This window comes from Rhodospira trueperi (assembly GCF_900101965.1).
Classification (GTDB): domain Bacteria; phylum Pseudomonadota; class Alphaproteobacteria; order Rhodospirillales; family Rhodospirillaceae; genus Rhodospira; species Rhodospira trueperi.
The window spans coordinates 20,205-38,061 of sequence record NZ_FNAP01000005.1; the positions used below are offsets into that span (position 1 = coordinate 20,205).

General features: G+C 67.6%; 19 protein-coding genes. 12 read left to right on the forward strand and 7 right to left on the reverse strand.

The features are described from left to right. The first annotated feature begins 40 nt into the window (after positions 1-40). The 5 genes from BLS85_RS07860 to BLS85_RS07880 all read left to right on the forward strand — a co-directional run bounded on the left by BLS85_RS07860 (position 41) and on the right by BLS85_RS07880 (position 4,045). Positions 41-514 carry a (2Fe-2S)-binding protein gene (locus BLS85_RS07860; RefSeq protein ID WP_092785398.1) on the forward strand — a complete coding sequence of 158 codons (474 nt, stop codon included), beginning with the start codon at positions 41-43 and terminating at the stop codon, positions 512-514. Between the two features lie 12 nt (positions 515-526). Further along, positions 527-1,336, forward strand: a complete 810-nt coding sequence (locus BLS85_RS07865; protein ID WP_092784875.1) for an FAD binding domain-containing protein — start codon at positions 527-529, stop codon at positions 1,334-1,336. Positions 1,337-1,402: 66 nt separating this feature from the next. Beyond that, positions 1,403-2,245 (forward strand): 2,3,4,5-tetrahydropyridine-2,6-dicarboxylate N-succinyltransferase, encoded by an 843-nt coding sequence (gene dapD / locus BLS85_RS07870; RefSeq protein ID WP_092784878.1) that lies wholly within the window; start codon positions 1,403-1,405, stop codon positions 2,243-2,245. After that, the gene (gene dapE, locus BLS85_RS07875; RefSeq protein ID WP_245699139.1) at positions 2,238-3,473 is read left to right on the forward strand and encodes a succinyl-diaminopimelate desuccinylase; all 1,236 of its coding nucleotides are present in this window, start codon (positions 2,238-2,240) and stop codon (positions 3,471-3,473) included. The genes dapD and dapE overlap by 8 nt, the downstream gene beginning before the upstream one ends. Beyond that, positions 3,461-4,045, forward strand: coding sequence for a hypothetical protein (locus BLS85_RS07880; protein ID WP_092784884.1), 585 nt, complete (start codon positions 3,461-3,463; stop codon positions 4,043-4,045). The genes dapE and BLS85_RS07880 overlap by 13 nt, the downstream gene beginning before the upstream one ends. Before the next feature lie 25 nt (positions 4,046-4,070). Here the strand turns inward: BLS85_RS07880 and BLS85_RS07885 are convergent, their stop codons facing one another. From BLS85_RS07885 to BLS85_RS19075, 3 genes are all read right to left on the reverse strand, one after another. Then, positions 4,071-4,787, reverse strand: coding sequence for a ZIP family metal transporter (locus BLS85_RS07885; RefSeq protein WP_092784887.1), 717 nt, complete (start codon positions 4,785-4,787; stop codon positions 4,071-4,073). 45 nt (positions 4,788-4,832) lie between these two features. After that, positions 4,833-5,180, reverse strand: a complete 348-nt coding sequence (locus BLS85_RS07890) for a carboxymuconolactone decarboxylase family protein (RefSeq protein WP_092784890.1) — start codon at positions 5,178-5,180, stop codon at positions 4,833-4,835. A gap of 156 nt (positions 5,181-5,336) precedes the next feature. Then, positions 5,337-5,759 carry a c-type cytochrome gene (locus BLS85_RS19075; RefSeq protein WP_176793496.1) on the reverse strand — a complete coding sequence of 141 codons (423 nt, stop codon included), beginning with the start codon at positions 5,757-5,759 and terminating at the stop codon, positions 5,337-5,339. A gap of 514 nt (positions 5,760-6,273) precedes the next feature. Here BLS85_RS19075 and BLS85_RS07900 point away from each other — a divergent pair. The 5 genes from BLS85_RS07900 (at position 6,274) to BLS85_RS07920 (ending at position 11,382) form a co-directional block, all read left to right on the forward strand. Continuing rightward, positions 6,274-6,834 (forward strand): F0F1 ATP synthase subunit delta, encoded by a 561-nt coding sequence (locus BLS85_RS07900; protein WP_176793499.1) that lies wholly within the window; start codon positions 6,274-6,276, stop codon positions 6,832-6,834. Next, positions 6,834-8,366: a F0F1 ATP synthase subunit alpha gene (gene atpA, locus BLS85_RS07905; RefSeq protein ID WP_092785402.1), complete on the forward strand. Its 1,533-nt coding sequence runs from the start codon at positions 6,834-6,836 to the stop codon at positions 8,364-8,366. Before BLS85_RS07900 ends, atpA begins: the two co-directional genes overlap by 1 nt. A 39-nt stretch (positions 8,367-8,405) precedes the next feature. Further along, a complete protein-coding gene (locus BLS85_RS07910) occupies positions 8,406-9,305 on the forward strand; it encodes a F0F1 ATP synthase subunit gamma (protein ID WP_092784896.1) in 900 nt (299 codons plus the stop codon). A gap of 81 nt (positions 9,306-9,386) precedes the next feature. Further along, complete coding sequence (gene atpD, locus BLS85_RS07915) at positions 9,387-10,820, forward strand: F0F1 ATP synthase subunit beta (protein WP_092784899.1); 1,434 nt, start codon at positions 9,387-9,389, stop codon at positions 10,818-10,820. 157 nt (positions 10,821-10,977) lie between these two features. Beyond that, positions 10,978-11,382 (forward strand): F0F1 ATP synthase subunit epsilon, encoded by a 405-nt coding sequence (locus BLS85_RS07920; RefSeq protein ID WP_092784902.1) that lies wholly within the window; start codon positions 10,978-10,980, stop codon positions 11,380-11,382. Between the two features lie 71 nt (positions 11,383-11,453). Here BLS85_RS07920 and BLS85_RS07925 read toward each other — a convergent pair whose 3' ends face one another. Both BLS85_RS07925 and grxC read right to left on the reverse strand, forming a co-directional pair. Next, entirely contained in the window at positions 11,454-12,293 is an 840-nt protein-coding gene (locus BLS85_RS07925) for a carbon-nitrogen hydrolase family protein (protein WP_092784905.1), read from the reverse strand. After that, the gene (gene grxC, locus BLS85_RS07930) at positions 12,290-12,556 is read right to left on the reverse strand and encodes a glutaredoxin 3 (protein ID WP_092784908.1); all 267 of its coding nucleotides are present in this window, start codon (positions 12,554-12,556) and stop codon (positions 12,290-12,292) included. Before grxC ends, BLS85_RS07925 begins: the two co-directional genes overlap by 4 nt. A 164-nt stretch (positions 12,557-12,720) precedes the next feature. Here grxC and gcvA point away from each other — a divergent pair, with 164 nt between their 5' ends. Further along, complete coding sequence (gcvA, locus tag BLS85_RS07935; protein WP_092784911.1) at positions 12,721-13,707, forward strand: transcriptional regulator GcvA; 987 nt, start codon at positions 12,721-12,723, stop codon at positions 13,705-13,707. Between the two features lie 20 nt (positions 13,708-13,727). Here gcvA and BLS85_RS07940 read toward each other — a convergent pair whose 3' ends face one another. Next, positions 13,728-14,339, reverse strand: a complete 612-nt coding sequence (locus BLS85_RS07940) for a hypothetical protein (RefSeq protein ID WP_176793501.1) — start codon at positions 14,337-14,339, stop codon at positions 13,728-13,730. Between the two features lie 120 nt (positions 14,340-14,459). On the opposite strand from BLS85_RS07940, the gene BLS85_RS07945 reads away from it, so the two are divergent. Further along, positions 14,460-16,064 (forward strand): ATP-binding protein, encoded by a 1,605-nt coding sequence (locus BLS85_RS07945; protein ID WP_176793503.1) that lies wholly within the window; start codon positions 14,460-14,462, stop codon positions 16,062-16,064. A 188-nt stretch (positions 16,065-16,252) separates the two neighbouring features. On the opposite strand, the gene nhaA is transcribed toward BLS85_RS07945, so the two are convergent. Next, positions 16,253-17,515: a Na+/H+ antiporter NhaA gene (gene nhaA / locus BLS85_RS07950; RefSeq protein WP_092785404.1), complete on the reverse strand. Its 1,263-nt coding sequence runs from the start codon at positions 17,513-17,515 to the stop codon at positions 16,253-16,255. Positions 17,516-17,857: the final 342 nt, after the last annotated feature.

The following is a 17,857-nucleotide window of genomic DNA, read 5'->3' on the forward strand; positions in this document are numbered from 1 at the left end:
AGCGTACCATCCGCCGAGACCCTGGAGGAGATGCAATGCCATGTCCATTCCCATCCGCCTCACCGTCAATGGCCGCGCGGTCGAGGTCACGGTGGAACCGCGTATCCTTCTGGTGGAGGTGCTGCGGGAGCAACTGGGGCTGACCGGCACGCATGTGGGTTGCGATACAAGCCAGTGTGGGGCCTGCGTGGTCTGGCTCGACGGCCGGTCGGTCAAGTCCTGCGCCGTTCTGGCGGTGCAGTGCGACGGGTCGGCCGTCACCACCATCGAGGGGCTGGCCGACGGCGAGGTTCTGCACCCCATGCAAGCCGCCTTCCGGGAGCACCACGGGCTTCAGTGCGGGTTCTGCACGCCGGGCATGGTCATGAGCGCCGTCGATCTGGTGCATCGGAACCCGCGCCCGACGGAGGCGGCCATCGCCACCGGCTTGTATGGGAATATCTGTCGCTGCACCGGCTATCGCGGCATCGTGAACGCGGTGCGGGCCGGCGCCGAGGCGATGGAACAGTCCTAGGGAGGTGGCGCCATGTACCCGTTCGCGTATCATCGCCCCTCGTCGATCGAAGAGGCCGTGGCCCTGCTGGCCGATCCGGAAGCCAAGGCCCTGGCCGGCGGCCAGACCCTGATCCCGGTTCTCAAGCAGCGGCTGGCGATGCCTGAGGCCCTCGTGGACCTGGGCCGGATCGAGTCCCTGAAGGGGATCCGGCGGGAGGGCGATGCCGTCATCATCGGCGCCGGCACGACGCATGCCGACGTGGCCGCCTCGCCCCTGGTGCGGGAGGCGCTGCCGGCCCTGGCCGACCTGGCCGGACTGATCGGCGATCCGCAGGTGCGCAATCGGGGGACGCTGGGCGGCTCGGTGGCCAACGCCGATCCGTCCGCCGACTATCCGGCGGCGGTGCTGGGGCTGGGGGCGACGGTCCACACCGACCGGCGCGCCATTTCCGCCGACGACTATTTCCTCGGTCTGTTTACGACCGCGCTTGAGGGCGGCGAGCTTGTCACCGCCGTGTCGTTTGCCGTGGCCGAGGTGGCGGCCTATCGGTCGGTGCGCAATCCGGCCTCCGGGTATGCCGTGGCGGGCGTGTTCGTGGCCCGGGTCGGGCAGGGGGTGCGCGTGGCCGTGACCGGCGCGGGGCCGAGCGCCTTCCGCGCCACCGCCCTGGAGCAGGCGCTGGCGGACTCGTTCACGCCGGAGGCCGCGCGCGCGGTCTCCTGGCCCGAGGAGGGCCTCAACGAGGACCTGCACGCTTCCCCGGCCTACCGGGCGGCGCTGATTCCGGTGTTGGCGGCGCGCGCGGTGGCGGCGTGCTGCGGGACCGTTGCGTCCGGTTGACTTGCCCGGCGCGGCGGGTATGGTCTGCCCAGGTTTCGCCACCCTTCGCCAACGGATGCCCCCGCCATGACGCTGGAAGCCCTGGAACGCACCATTGAGGACGCCTGGGAGGCCCGGGACGGCATCACGGCGACCACCACCGGCCCCGTGCGCGACGCGGTCGAGGCGGTGCTGGATGGTCTTGACGCCGGCGTCTATCGGGTGGCCGAGAAGATCGGCGGCGACTGGCGCGTCAACCAGTGGCTCAAGAAGGCCGTGCTGCTGAGCTTCCGGCTCAACGACATGACGCCCATTGCCGGCGGTGTCGGCGGCGCGTCGTGGTGGGACAAGGTGCCGTCGAAGTTCGAGGGCTGGGACGCCGAGCGCTTCAAGGCCGCCGGCTTCCGCGCCGTGCCGCCGTGCGCGGTGCGCCGCTCGGCCTACATCGCGCCGGGTGTGGTGCTGATGCCCAGCTACGTCAACCTGGGGGCGCGGGTCGAGACCGGCTCCATGGTGGATACCTGGGCCACCGTCGGGTCGTGCGCCCAGATCGGCAGGAACGTGCATCTATCCGGCGGCGTCGGCATCGGAGGGGTGCTGGAGCCGCTCCAGGCCAACCCGGTCATCATCGAGGATAACGTGTTCGTCGGCGCCCGCTCCGAGGTAGTCGAGGGCGTGATCGTCGAGGAAGGCGCGGTGCTGTCGATGGGCGTGTTCATCGGCGCCTCGACCAGGATCATTGATCGCGAGACGGGAGAGGTCTTCCGGGGCCGTGTGCCCTCCTATGCCGTCGTGGTGCCCGGGGCCTTGCCCGGCAAGCCGCTGCCGGACGGATCGCCGGGGCCGTCGCTGTCCTGCGCCGTCATCGTCAAGCGCGTGGACGAACAGACGCGCGCCAAGGTTTCGATCAACGATCTGTTGCGTGACTGACCCCGCCCCCCCTGATCGCGCGGACGCTCCCGCCGGAGACTGGACCGTCGAGGCCCTGGCCGATCCGTTGCCGCTGGCCCGCGCCCTGATTCGGTGCCGCAGCGTCACGCCCGCCGACGACGGCGCGCTGGATGTCCTTCAGGGCGCGTTGGTGGCGTTGGGCTTCCGCTGCCGCCGGATGCCGTTCTCGCGGCTCGGCACGCCGGACGTGGACAACCTGTATGCTCGCCGGGGTGAGGCCGGCCCGCATCTGTGCTTCGCCGGGCATACCGACGTGGTGCCGCCGGGCGGCGGCTGGACTCGCGATCCCTTCGCGGCGACCGTCGAGGACGGCGTGCTGTACGGGCGCGGGGTCGCCGACATGAAGGGGGGCATCGCCGCCTTCGTCGCCGCCTGCGCCCGCCATGTCGCGGAGGGCGGCCCTGGCCCGGGCTCCATCAGCCTGATGATCACGGGCGACGAGGAAGGTCCGGCGCTCAACGGTACGGTGCGCATGGTCGAAACCCTGATGGCCGAGGGCGAAACCATCGACGACTGCCTTGTGGGCGAGCCCGTCAATCCCGAGCACATGGGCGAGATGGTCAAGGTCGGCCGGCGCGGCAGCCTCAATGCCGTGCTGACCGTCCACGGAACCCAGGGCCATTCCGCCTATCCGGAGCGGGCCGACAACCCGATTCCCCGCCTGCTGGAGATGCTCGGGGCAGTGACCGCGCGGCCGTTGGACGAGGGATCGGCGCACTTCCAGCCCTCGACTCTGGCCCTGACCAGCATCGACGTCGGCAATCCGGCCACCAATGTCATTCCCGCGTCGGCCCGGGCGATGTTCAACATCCGCTTTAACGACCACCACAGCGGCGAGTCGCTGGAACGGCATCTGCGCGAGGTGTGCGAGGCGGTCCAGGCGGGACAGCCGGGTCGATTCGAGCTTGAGGTCACGATGTCTGGCGAGAGCTTCCTGACTCCGCCAGGGCGCCTGTCAGGCCTGATCCAGGACGCCGCCGAGGCGGTGACCGGACAGCGGCCCGCGTTGTCCACGTCGGGTGGCACGTCCGATGCCCGCTTCATCAAGGACATGGCCAACGTCGCGGAGTTTGGTCTGGTCGGGCGCACCATCCATCGGGCGGATGAATGTTCGACCCTGAGCGACCTGGAGACCCTGACGGACATTTATCGGCGGGTTCTCGCCAGCTATGGCGCGTTCCGGGAGGAAACGCCATGCCGCCCCTGACCGTGACGGAACTCGCGGCCGCGCTTCACGGTCTGTCCCGCCTGATGCGGCTGGACCGGGAGGGGTTCGAGTACTTCGACGCCAGCCCTGAAGGCCTGCTGAAATCGTTCTGGGTAGCGGTGGCGTTGCTGCCTCTTTACGGACTCCATATCGTGATGGACCTGACGGTGCTGGGCATCGGGCAGGTGGTGCATCCCGCGCGTTATGTCTCCGTCGAACTGATCGCCTATGTCATCGATTGGGCGGCGTTTCCGCTGCTGTTGCTGATGATGGCGCCGGCCCTGGGGCTGGCGCCGATGGTGTTCCGGTTCCTGGTGCCCTTCAATTGGGTGCAGTTGCCCATCGGCGTCATTGTGCTGCCGCTGGGGCTGCTGGCGCGACTCGAACTGCTGTCCGCCGAGACCGGGAATTCCATCGGGCTGTTGGTGATTGGCGCCTCATTGCTGGTCACCACCCTGTTGGCCCGGTTCGGGCTTCAGGTCGGCTGGGGACCGGCCGTCGGCGTCACCGTTCTGGGGTTCACTCTCAGCCTGTTCGTCAACGCCATCGCCTTTGTCATGACGACGGGGTGAAGCCCGGAATGCGCCGGACGCGGGGTTACGTGGTCAGCATGTGGCCGACAAGGCCGATGGTGAAGCCGGCCACCGCGCCAAGGGGTGGTGCCCAGGCGTTTTCCAGGCGTACCTCCGGTGCGATGTCCTGGAAGGTCAGGTAGAGAATGCCGCCAGACGCGACCAGCATGATGACGCCAAGGCTTTCCGGCCGGTCGACCAGGAGACCATATCCGGCGGCGGCGGCCAGCGGCCCCAACAAGGCGCATCCGCCTAGCACGGCCAACGCCGTGGCCGTGCGCAGGGCGTGCCGACCCGCCGTCAGGTCGCGATAGGCGTTGAACCCTTCGGGCAGATTCTGGAGCCCGATCAGCATCGCCAGCAGAAGGGCGGCCGGCGCCCCGGTGGCCAGCATGGCCCCCAGCGCCAGCGCCTCTGGCACGAAGTCCAGCAGCATGGCCAGCACCTGGGCCATCTTGGCGCCGCTGTCCTTCAGAACCTTGTCCACCCAGAGGAACAGGATGCCGCCTCCACCCAGGCAGGCGGCGGCGACGGGTGCGTTCAGCACCTCGGCGCCGTGCGGGGCCAGGACCAGGGCGACGGCCGCGAACAGGACCCCGCCGACCACGGCATTGACGGTGTGCCGCACCTCCATGTCGAGCCAGCCCGGCAGCAGCGCTTCGACCCGGGCGAGGACGCCCCCCAGGACAATCGCCGCTCCGGCCATGGCCGCGGCGAGAAGGGCGTGGGTGAGTCCGTCCATCGAGGGGCGCCCTTCGCGGTCAAGTGGGAAGGCGCGGCGGGCCCTTTACGCCGCGTCCATGAACTGATCGTAGGCCTTCAGGGCCTCGACCCCATAGACGGTGGCCGGGCCGCCGCCCATCAACTGCGCCACCCCAATGGTCTCGATAACCTCGCCGCGCGTCGCGCCGGCCTCGATGCACAGCTTGACGTGGTGGGCGATGCAGCCGTCGCAGCGCACCGTGATGGCGATGGCCAGGGCAATCAGTTCCTTCATCTTGACGGACAGCTCGCCTTCCTTGCCGGCGGTCGCACCCATCAGGCCCTTGAAGGCGGCCATGGTCTCGGGCTCTGCCTTGGCCAGAGTGCCCATGCCGGCAGCGAGGTCTTTTCCGACCTGCACGAAATCGGTCATTCTCGGTCTCTCCGTTACTGGTGCTTGCGGTCTTGTAGAGGTTTCACGGGGCCCGCCCGATTCGTGACCGGCGCGGGCCGTCATACAAAACCGCCGCCCCAGGGTGGGGGCGGCGGCTTCGTTGGGTGTGCCCGCCGATGTGGCGGGCCGACCCTCTTAGTTCAGGGTAGCCAGATAGGCGGCCACATCCGGCGCCGCGTTCGGCGGCAGGCTGACGACCATGGCGCTGCGGTTGCCGTCGCCGTACTTGTCCTGGAACGCGGTCACGTTGGAAATGTACTCGGCGATGGCTTCCTCGGTCCACTTTTCAAGGCCGTTCTCGGCGAAATGGATCGCGGCACTGCCGTTCGGGTTGCGGGCTTCGTAGTCGTACCCTTCGCGCGTGCCGGGGGTGGCGCCCACGATGCCGTACAGGTTCGGGCCGACCATGTCCTTGCCGCCCTCGTCGAAGGTATGGCAGGCCTTGCAGACGCGGTTGGCCCATTTCTCGCCGTTTTCCACGTCGGCAGCGGATGCGGTGGTGGCGCTCATGCCCAGGGTCAGGGCGATCCCGGTGGTGGCGATCAAGGTCCTCAGCATTGGAGTGTCTCCTTCAGTGTTCTTCCGCGAAACCGGTTCCTTAGGGTTCAACGAACCACGCAAAAACCAATGTTGTTGAGCCCGTCCGTCACCACGCGGGCCACCATGTGGGCCGCGGCGCCGGGCCGGACTGTCCTGTCCGGACAGACGGACAGAAGAAGGCTTTATAAGGGATCCGGATCTTCGGCTCAATACGGGTTGATCCCGTTCCCGTTCCCCCAGGTCCCGCGTGTGTCCTTGCGCGAGTGGTCCTCTGTCCATCCGACAATACGATGATCCGGGTTTGTGGCCGGTTTGTGACCCCTGGGGGGTGTTGCCGGGGCATCGGCGCGCGGCCAACAACCGTAAGCGCGGGGTCGGCGGCCACTTGCAAACCGCGAAAGGAGTGTGGTAAGGAACCACCGTCTTCGGCGGGAGCCCCGCCGAGAGCCAGTTTTCATGTTTAATTTCAATGCCCTGCCGAAATCACTCGGTCGGCGGTGTTGAGCAGCACAACCATCGGGACAGCGCGACAGTGGCATCGGAAACGACACGGGTATCCGGGCTGGCCGTTCGCTACGCGACGGCGCTCCACGATCTGGCCGAGGAATCGAAAGCCGTTGACGCGGTGGCCGCCGACCTCAAGGCCCTTCAGGACATGCTGGCGGACAGCGAGGATCTGCGCCGCTTCATCGCCAGTCCGGTGATGTCGCGCGGAGACCATGGGAAAGGCATCCTGGCGTTGGCCGAGCGCATCGACGCCGCGCCGGTGACCCGGAACTTCCTGGGCCTTGTGGCGCGCAAGGGCCGCCTGTCGGCCCTGCCCGGCATGATCCTCGCCTTCCAGCGCCATCTGGCACGTCGGCGGGGCGAAATGACCGCCCGGGTGATTACCGCCCGGCCGTTGACTGACACCCAGAGCGCGAGCCTCGCCGCCCGCCTGAAGCAGGTCGTCGGCAACGAGGTCGCCATTGAATCACAGGTCGATCCCGGCCTGCTCGGCGGCATGGTGGTCCGTCTCGGCTCGCGCATGGTCGACAACTCCCTGCGCTCCCGTCTGCAACGCTTGAGTCTCTCCATGAAAGGGGTTGGATGATGGAAATCCGCGCCGCGGAAATCTCCGCGATCCTGAAGGAACAGATCGCCAACTTCGGCGCCGAGGCGGACGCCGCCGAGATCGGTACCGTGCTGTCGGTCGGCGACGGGATCGCCCGCATCCATGGCCTCGACAACATCCAGGCCGGTGAGATGGTCGAGTTCCCCGGGGGCGTCATGGGCATGGCCCTGAACCTGGAGGATGACAACGTCGGTGCCGTGATCTTCGGGAACGATACCGGGATCGGCGAAGGCGACACCGTCAAGCGGACCCAGGAAATCGTCGACGTGCCCGTGGGCGCCGGCCTGCTGGGCCGCGTGGTGGACGCGCTGGGCAATCCGATCGACGGCCTGGGCCCGATCACCGATGTCGAGCGCAAGCGCGCCGACGTGAAGGCCCCCGGCATCATCCCGCGGAAGTCGGTGCACGAGCCGGTGCAGACGGGCATCAAGGCCATCGACTCCCTGATCCCCATCGGGCGCGGTCAGCGCGAGCTGATCATCGGTGACCGCCAGACCGGCAAGACGGCCATCATCCTGGATACGATCCTCAACCAGAAGGACGTGAACGCCAAGGCCAAGGACGACAGCGAGAAGCTCTACTGCATCTATGTCGCCGTCGGCCAGAAGCGCTCCACTGTGGCCCAGGTGGTGAAGACCCTGGCCGACCGGGGTGCGCTGGACTACACCATCGTGGTCGCCGCCACCGCGTCGGAGCCGGCGCCGCTGCAATACTTGGCGCCCTATTCGGGCTGCACCATGGGCGAATGGTTCCGCGACAATGGCAAGCACTGCGTCATCTTCTATGATGACCTGTCCAAGCAGGCTGTCGCCTATCGCCAGATGTCGCTGCTGCTGCGCCGCCCGCCGGGCCGCGAGGCGTTCCCGGGCGACGTGTTCTATCTGCACTCGCGCCTGCTGGAGCGTGCCGCCAAGCTGAGCGACAAGCACGGCGCCGGGTCACTGACCGCGCTGCCGGTGATCGAGACGCAGGCCAACGACGTTTCGGCCTACATTCCGACCAACGTCATCTCCATCACCGACGGCCAGATCTTCTTGGAGACGGACCTGTTCTTCAAGGGCATCCGCCCGGCGGTGAACGTCGGCCTTTCGGTCTCGCGTGTCGGTTCGGCCGCGCAGGTCAAGGCGATGAAAAAGGTCGCCGGCTCCATCAAGTTGGAACTGGCCCAGTACCGCGAGATGGCGGCCTTCGCGCAGTTCGCCTCTGACCTTGATCCGGCGACGCAGAAGCTGCTGAACCGGGGCGCACGCCTAACGGAGTTGCTGAAGCAGAACCAGTACACGCCGTTCCCGGTGGAGGAGCAGGTGGTGTCCATCTATGCCGGCACCAAAGGCTACCTTGACGCCGTCAAGACGGACAACGTGGGCCGTTTCGAACACGACATGCTGAGCGAAATGCGGGCGTCGGCGCCGGACATCCTGGACGCCATCCGCACGGAGAAGGTGCTGTCCCAGGATACCGAGGCCAAGCTGGTCGCGTTCCTGGACCGCTTCGCCAAGACGTTCGCCTGAGCGTGAGCGCTCCCCACAGGAGGAAAGGCACCGCGTCTCATGCCCAGCCTTAAGGATCTCCGCAGCCGGATCTCTTCGGTCAAATCGACCAGGAAGATCACCTCGGCCATGAAGATGGTCGCCGCCTCGCGCTTGCGAAAGGCGCAGGAGGCGGCCGAATCCAGCCGCCCGTTCGCCGAGCGCATGGACCGCATGCTGGGCACCCTGGCCGGCAGCGTGGTGGGCCTGCCCGGCGCGCCCCGCCTGCTCGCCGGGACCGGCGAGACCCAGCGCCACCTCTTGGTCGTGGTCTCCTCCAATCGCGGCCTGTGCGGCGGCCTGAACTCCAACATCGCGCGCAACGCCCGGGTGCTGATCCGCGAGTTGCAGGCCGACGGCAAGGACGTGCAGATCTTGTGCGTCGGCCGTAAGGCCCGCGACCTTCTGAAGCGTGATCATCAGAAGCTGATCATCGACACCTTCGAGGACTGGGGCCGGCGCACGGTCAGCTACGGCGAGGCCGAACAGGTGGCGCAGCGTGTGCTGGACATGTTCGACGACGACCAGTTCGACGTCTGCACCCTGATCTACAACCGCTTCCGATCGGCGATCAGTCAGATCCCGACGCGCCAGCAGTTGATTCCCTTCCCGGTGCCGAGCGGCGCCAACGACAACGAGGCGGACACCGCCGGTGGCGAGCCTGCGGCCATCTACGAGTTCGAGCCGTCCGAGGAAGGCATTCTCGCCGACCTGTTGCCGCTCAACGTGAAGACCCAGGTGTTCCGCGCCATGACCGAGAACTATGCGTCCGAGCAGGGCGCGCGGATGACGGCCATGGACAACGCCACCCGCAACGCGGGCGACATGCTCGGGGACCTGACGCTTCAGTACAACCGGACCCGTCAGGCCATGATCACCAAGGAACTGATCGAGATCATCTCCGGCGCGGAGGCGCTCTAGGGGCCTGACGTTGAGGCCCCGCGCCCGCGCCGCGACACGAACCTTTCAAAACGGACCAGCCAATCAGGAGCAGACGTAGCCATGGCGACCGCGAGCACGAATACCGTCGGCACGATCACCCAGGTCCTGGGCGCCGTCGTCGACGTCCAGTTCGAGGGCGAGTTGCCGCCCATCCTGTCGTCGCTGGAGGTGGACAACCACGGCAACCGGCTGGTGCTGGAAGTGGCACAGCATCTCGGCCAGTCCACGGTGCGCACCATCGGCATGGACAGCACCGACGGTCTGGTGCGCGGTCAGGAGGTGCGGGCGACCGGTGAGCCGATCCGGATGCCGGTCGGTCCGGAGACGCTGGGGCGCATCCTGAACGTCATCGGCGAGCCGATCGACGAGCGTGGCCCCGTCAACGCCAAGATGCTCAGCCCGATTCACAAGCCGGCGCCGAGTTTCGTGGACCAGTCCACCGAGACCGAGATTCTGGAGACCGGGATCAAGGTTGTGGACCTGCTGGCCCCGTACACCAAGGGCGGCAAGGTCGGCCTGTTCGGCGGTGCCGGCGTGGGCAAGACGGTGTTGATTCAGGAACTCATCAACAACATTGCCAAGGGTCATGGTGGTGTGTCGGTGTTTGCCGGTGTCGGAGAGCGGACCCGCGAAGGCAACGACCTTTATTACGAAATGATGGACTCCGGGGTGATCGACCTGGAGGGCGGCAACTCCAAAGTGGCCCTGGTCTACGGCCAGATGAACGAGCCGCCCGGTGCCCGCGCGCGCGTCGGCCTGTCGGGTCTGACGCTGGCCGAGTACTTCCGCGACGAGGAAGGCCAGGACGTGCTGTTCTTCGTCGACAACATCTTCCGCTTCACGCAGGCGGGTTCTGAGGTGTCGGCGCTGCTGGGCCGCATCCCGTCGGCGGTGGGCTATCAGCCGACGCTGGCCACCGACATGGGCAACCTTCAGGAACGCATCACGTCGACCAAGAAGGGCTCGATTACCTCGGTGCAGGCCATCTACGTGCCCGCCGACGACCTGACCGACCCGGCCCCGGCCACGTCCTTTGCCCACCTGGACTCCACCACGGTGCTCAATCGCGCCATCGCCGAGCTTGGCATCTATCCGGCCGTGGACCCGCTGGACTCCACGTCGCGCGCGCTCGACCCGAACGTGGTCGGACACGAACACTACACCGTGGCCCGTGAGGTGCAGCGCATCCTTCAGACCTACAAGTCGCTGCAGGACATCATCGCCATTCTGGGCATGGACGAACTGTCGGAAGAGGACAAGCTGGTGGTGGCCCGCGCCCGCAAGATCCAGCGCTTCCTGTCGCAGCCGTTCCACGTTGCTGAGGTGTTCACCGGCTCGCCGGGCAAATACGTTAAGCTTGAGGACACCATCAAGGGCTTCAAGGGTCTGGTCGAGGGTGAGTACGACCACATGCCGGAACAGTCGTTCTACATGTGCGGCACCATGGACGAGGCCATCGAGAACGCCAAGCGCATGGCCGCCGAGGCGGCGTAAGGGGCGCCTGAATTGTAGGTTGGGGTGAGCCTTGGAAAGGCGAACCCCAACAAGGCTTGGCAGTGTTGTGGGCAGGGTTGGGGTTCGCTTCGCTCACCCCAACCTACGGCCAAATCATCTGATTGAGACGACCTGCGTCTCCGGAGTGATCTGAAGCATGGCGGAAACGACGGAATTCGAACTGGTCTCGCCGGATCGGCTGCTGGTTTCGGAAGCGGTGGAAATGGTGGTGGTGCCGGGTCTGGAGGGCGACTTCGGCGTTCTGCCCCGCCATGCGCCGATGCTCTCGACCGTGCGCCCCGGGGTCATCGACATCCACGAGGGCGGTCAGGTCAAAACCCGGCTGTTCGTCGCCGGTGGCTTTGCCGAGGTGACCGAGGACCGCTGCACCGTGCTGGCCGAGGAGGCGTTTACACTCGACGACGTCGCGCCAGACGCGGCCAATGAACGCCTGCGGTCGGCCCGCGACGATGTGGCGGAAGCCGGGGACGCCTTCGCCAAGGCCCGGGCGGAAAAGGCCGTCAGCGTGGCTGAGGCCCTGGTCGCCGCCGTGAGCCGCTGACTGCGCGGCATCCGCGGCTCCTCTATCCATCCCATTGCCAGGACCTCGACCATCCCGGCTCCGACCGGCCGTCACGGACCCGTGAACGGCCGGTCGTGGGTCAAGGCGGGGATGCGTCGGCGTGCTTCGGCCACCTGGGCCGGGTCCACGGTGGCATGGATGATCTCGAAATCCGCTTCGCCGGCGTCCGCCAGCACCGTGCCCCAGGGATCGATGATCAGGCTGTGCCCGAAGGTGCGCCGTTCGCGCGGGTGCAGCCCGCTTTGCGCCGCCGCCAACACGTAGCTTCCCGTTTCGATGGCCCGCGCGCGCAGCAGAACATGCCAGTGGGCCTGTCCGGTCGGCACCGTGAAGGCCGCCGGCACGCTCAGCACGCCAGCTCCGGCCTGCGCCAGAGCGCGGTAGAGAGAGGCGAAGCGGACATCATAGCAGACCGACAGACCCAGCCGCGTCCACGGCAGGTCGGCGACCACGGCGCGGTCGCCGGGCCGCATGGTGTCGGATTCGCGGTAGCTCTCCTCGGCCGACAGGTTGACGTCGAACATGTGGATCTTGTCGTACCAAGCCGCCACCGCGCCGTCAGGCGCGATCAGATAGGCCCGATTCGAAGCCCGGCCGTCGTCTCCCAGGATGGCCAGGGTGCCCGCCTGAATCCAGGCACCGGTCTCGCGTGCCACGTCACGGAAGGCGGTCAGGGCAGGGTGCTCCTCCTCCCGGCGGGCCTGGGCTAGAACCCGCTCGCGGCCGAATTCCATCATGACCACGTTTTCGGGCAGCAAGACCAGTTCCGCGCCGCCGGCCCGGGCGCGCCGCACGGCGTCCAGCGCCCGCCAGATGTTGTGGTCCATGTCGTTGCCGGCGTTGACCTGGATACAGGCCACCCGGAAGGGCCGAGCCTCTTCGCCCGTCATGCCGGTTCTCCGGCGAGCAGGGGATCGAGCCCGCTCTTGGCATCAAGGGCGTACAACTCATCGCAGCCGCCGACATGCTGACCGTTGATGAAGATCTGCGGCACGGTGCGGGCGCCGCCGGCGCGCTCCATCATTTGGCCCCGCATCGCGGGGTCGAGCATGACATTGTGTTCCTCGAACGCGACCCCTTTCTGTGCCAGCAACTGCTTGGCGCGGACGCAGAACGGACAGATCGGCGTGGTGTACATTTCCACCCTGGGCATGGGTCAGTCTCCGCAAGTTGATCGTCTGCCGCACAGGTAAGGCTTTTCGGGGCCCGGTGCCAGCGGTCGGATGAACGAAGCGTCCCGCTCGCGTGGAATCCGGGTGCGTCGGGCGCCAAAACGCATAGACTGGCGTGGGTCCCCCTTCGGTCGAGCCCGTCGCCATGTCGTCCAGCCGTCTACCGCCGCTCAATGCCCTGCGCGCCTTCGCCGCCGCCGCGCGCCACCTGTCGTTCACGCGCGCGGCGGAGGATCTGCACGTCACCCAGGCGGCGGTGAGCCATCAGGTCAAGGCCCTTGAAGAGCATCTGGGCGTGGCCCTGTTCCGGCGCGGCACGCGGGCGATTCACCTGACGGAGGCTGGCCAGCGTTATGCCCGTCAGGTGCGCGAGGCGTTCCAGATCTTGCACACCGCCACCGACTCGCTGCTGGCCCAGGAGGAGGCGGGCCGGCTGACCGTCGCCTCCATGACCAGCTTCGCCGCCAAGTGGCTGATTCCGCGCCTTGGGGATTTCCTGTCGGCCTATCCGGAGATCGAGCTGCGGCTGGAGACCGGGTTCGCGCCGGTGGACCTGGAGGCCGGGGTGGCGGACGTGGCCCTGCGATTGGGACCGGGCCCGTATCCGGGCCTGCATGCCGAGCTTCTGCTGCGGGACGAGGTGTTTCCGGTGTGCGCGCCGGCGCTGCTGACGGGCGAGCATGCCCTGCGGACTCCCGACGATCTGGCCCATCATGTGCTGTTGCAGGATGGCGGCCTGGACTGGAGTGTGTGGCTGCGCGCGGCCGGGGCGACGGCCGACATCGACGCCGACAGGGGACCGGGGTTTGTCGATTCGACCATGAGCATTCAGGCCGCCGTCGCCGGCCATGGCGTCCTGCTGGGGCGCACCGGCCTGATCGCCGACGAACTGGTCCAGGGGCTTCTGGTGGCTCCGTTCGATCTCGCCATCGAAAGCAACTTCGCCTACTGGTTCGTGTGCCTGCCGGACCTGCTGAACACGCCGCGCGTCGCCGCCTTTCGCGGCTGGATTCTGCGCCAGACGGCCGCCGCCGCCGTTGCCCGGCCGGTTTCGCGCGTGATTCCGAGCGACGAGGCCCCCGGTGTTATCTACGACACCCACATGGGCCGCCCCGGCGCCGCGTGGACGTAAATCACCTGGCATCTCTGGCCTCAGAGATCCACCGTGCCGTCGGGGTTGGGCTCGCCCCACGTCGGCGGCTCGGGCGGGGCCGGCTCGCCGTCGCCAAGCAGGCCGTCGAAGAACTCCTCCAGGCGGCGGGCCTCGCGTTCGATGAACGGACGGGCGGCCTCCACGCCGGCATTGGCCTCGCAGGTGGCCCGGTCCAGGGCACAGACGCTGTCACAGCCAGATCGGGCGTAGTCGTCGTGGGGGTGACGCTGCTCGCACTGGGTTTCGCAGGTCTCCTGACGCGCGCCGCAGGAGGCCACCGAGTCGGGGGCGTCGTCTGGATCGAACCCCTCGTCGAAGCCCTGCATGAAGCGGTCCAGCTTGTCGGTCTTGTCGGCCAGCCAGGGTTCGACTCCCGACAGGCCGTCACGGGCCTCGCAGGCGGCCCGGTCTACGGCGCACCGGGCCTCGCACGCGGCGGCGGAGACGCTGCCCGGCTCCGTGGTGTCGTCGCAGGCCCGCCCGCACTGATGGGCGATGGCTTTGCAGTAGGCGGCTCCCGGAGCGTCAGTGGCCGGGTCCTCGTCGGCCATGGCCGGCGCGGTCAATGCCAGGGCAAGACCCAAAACGAAAACGGTGGCGTGGGCGCGCATGCCGCGTCTCCTTTCATGCGAAGTCGGACGGTAAGATGCCATGATCATGGTGTCATGATGATGAGTCGACAATGTGCCGCGAGCCATGTCACCGGGGACACGCGTGCATCAAGAGGCCTTATGAACGACAACCGCCCCAGTCAGAGCAAATCAGAAAAGCGTCGCTGGCCACCGTGGCGGTGGGGGCCGTCGAGTCTGGCCGGGCAGACGGTGGTGGTGCTGCTGATCGGTCTGACCGTCTCCCATCTGATGTCATTGGGCCTGTATTCGTTCGACCGCGCCCGCTTGCTGGAGATGCTGGGCGGGCGTGCGCTGGTCACCCGGGTTGTGGAGGCCACACGGTTGATCGAGGCCGCCGGATCGCCCCGCGCGGAGCGGCGCCTGGAGAGGGTGTTTCGGGACGGTCGGCTGCGGCTTCGGGTCATGGAGAGCCCGTTGATCCCGGCGAACGCGCCGGCGCCGGAGGGGCGGATGGCGTTCCGCGCGCATGTGTTGGAACGGGCGCTTGCAGGGGCCTTCGCGGAGGGTGACGCGGGTCCGCGCGCGGTGCGGATCGGTGTGGTGCCACCGGACGGATTGTCGCCGCCGGAGGCGCCTGCCGTGGCCCCGGGGCAGGCCGGTCGGCCGCCACGGCCGTGGCTGGATTTCGAACGGCGCGGTTTCCCGCCCTGGCGGTCCGGCGCTGGGGACGGCGAACCCCGCGATGCGGATGGTCCGTTCCGGCATTATCTGCATCGCTGGGTGGTCGGTGATCCGGACGAGGAGGCCATGGGGCTCGCGGTGGCTCTTGAGGACGGACGATGGCTCAACGCGGTGGCTTTCGTGCCCCGCCCGCGGGGCTTCTGGACGCCGGGCGCGCTGGCCTCCATCGGTCTTATGGCGGCGGTGACGCTGGCGCTGTCAGTGTGGGCGGTGCGGCGCATGACGCGGCCGCTGCGGGCGGTGGCCGACGCGGCGCGGCGCATGGGCGTGGACCCGCGCCACGACCCGTTGCCGGAGGCCGGCAGCCGCGAATTGCGCGAGGTGGCCCGGGCCTTCAACGAGATGCAGGCCCGGCTGGCCCGCCTGATCGACAACCGTACGCGGTTGCTGGCGGCGATCTCGCATGATCTTCGGACGCCGATCACCTCGCTGCGTTTGCGTGCCGAGTTCATCGAGAACGCGGAGGAGCGCACCCGCATGCTGGCCACCCTGGAGGAGATGGAGGCCATGGTGCGGGCCACGCTGGACTTCGCCCGCGAGGACGCCACCGCCGAGGCCGTTCGGGCCGTCGACCTGACCGCCCTGGTCTCCGCTGTGTGCGTTGATCTGGCGGAGACGGGCGAGCCGGTGCGGTTCGACGAGGACGTGGACGAAGGGCAGGGTGTCGTGGCACGCGGCCGACCCGTGGCGCTGCGCCGGGCGGTGGTCAATCTGGCCCGCAATGCCTGCCTGTACGGTGGCGGTGCCGAGGTGGCGCTCGAGCCCGCGAGCGTCCTGAACGGTCCCGGTCACGCCATCATCGTGCGGGATGAGGGGCCAGGCATTCCGGAGGAGCATTTGCCCCGGGTGACCGACCCGTTTCACCGTGTCGAGTCCTCGCGGGCGCGCCATACCGGGGGCATCGGGCTGGGCCTGTCCATTGTCCAGGCGGTGGCCGATGCCCACGGCGGCCGGCTGCTGCTGCGCAACCGGCCGACGGGTGGGCTGGAGGCCCGGCTGGAGATTCCGACCGGGCCCCTCTAGGGCCGGCCGACGATAGAATTGACTCGTCCGGCCTTCACGACGCCCAGTCGGCGGTGTTGAGTCTTTGTTTCTTTTCGCCGCAGCGCCCCTTCGGGGCGCGCGGCTCCGCCGCTTCGCGGCGCCGGCGCGCCGGCTGGCCGTCGAATGAAGTCAGTTCATTCGACGGCCCTTCTGACGGCGGCCGGCTGTTACGCTTGCACCTGGGCGGCGGCCTTTTCCTTGTCCTTCGGTTCGGGCGTGGCCGCCGGGGTGGCGCCCACGGCGAGGGCCGGTGGCGCCACGAAGCGCAACACGACATACCCCGCGATGCCCGACAGGATGGAGCCGCCCAGCACGCCCAGACGCACGTCGTCGGCGAACTGCGGGTGATGCTCGAACGCCAGCATGCCGATGAACAGGCTCATGGTGAAGCCGATACCGGTCAGCAATGCGACGCCGTAGATGTGGGTCCAGGTGACGTCCTCCGGCAGGCGGCACAGCTTGGCCTTGTGGCCCAGGTACAAAGAGCCCATGACCCCGATCTGCTTGCCCACGAAAAGGCCCAGCGCGATGCCCAGCGGCACCGGCGCCAGCAGGTCACCGAATGTCAGCCCCGTCAGGGAGACTCCGGCATTTGCGAACGCGAACAGGGGCAAGATGGCGAACGCGACCCAGGGGTGCAGTTCGTGCTCCAGGTGGCCGGCCAGGTCGCGCTCGTCCTTGCCGCGCCCACCCAGAGGAATCGCCAGGGCCAACGCCACGCCGGCCAGGGTCGCGTGAACGCCGCTTTTGAGCACGCACACCCAAAGAATGGTGCCGACCACCACATACGGCGCCGTTTTGCGTACCCCGGCCACGTTCAGGATCACGAGGGCCGCAACGCAGGCCAGACCTGCGTAAAGCGCCATCATCGACAGATCCTCGGTATAGAACAGGGCGATGATCACGATGGCGCCCAGGTCGTCGATAATCGCCAGCGCGGTCAGGAAGATCTTCAGCGAGAGGGGCGCGCGCGCGCCCAGCAGCATGAGAATGCCCAGCGCGAAGGCGATGTCGGTAGCCGCCGGAATGGCCCAGCCCCGCAGGGCGATCGGGTCGCCCAGGGTGAACAGCACGTAAACCAGCGCCGGCGCGGCCATGCCGCCGACGGCCGCGATCACCGGCAGCGCCGCCTTGGACGGCGAGGACAACTCGCCTCTCAACACCTCGCGTTTGATCTCCAGCCCGACCAGCAGGAAGAAGATCGCCATCAGCCCGTCGTTGATCCAGTGCAACAGCGCCTTGTCGAGCGTGTAGTCGCCGAATCCAATGATGAGGTGGGTCTCGAAAAACGTGGTGTAGGTGGCGGCGATCGGCGAATTCGCCACGCCCATGGCCAGGGCGGCGGCCAGCATCAGCAGAATGCCGCCGGCGGCCTCCAGGCGCAGGAAGTTGCGGATCGCGGAGAGGGGGTTGGACAGGGTGGATTCCATGCGCGGCGTCTCCTTGCTGGTCAGGATGGCGTCGGGTGACAGATTGGGAAGAAGGCGCAAAAAAACCAGACCGAATCCTCGCCCGGTGTTCGATTTTCCCGGATCGTGCATGTCTTCGGCGATCCCGCCACTGAGGCAGGGGGCTTCCCGGCTCCAAGGCGGCGGCCTATGGGCGCAATCAAGCATTGATGCGGTTTATACGGATACTCGTCTTGTTCCACGCCGAGGCGCGCGGCAAGAGGTGACGCCTTAGGCGGGCTATAACAATACTATGCCAATCAGGATTGTTGGTGAGGCTCGTTCGTGGCTCTGTTCGTTGCGGCCTTCGCGCCGTCAAAAGGC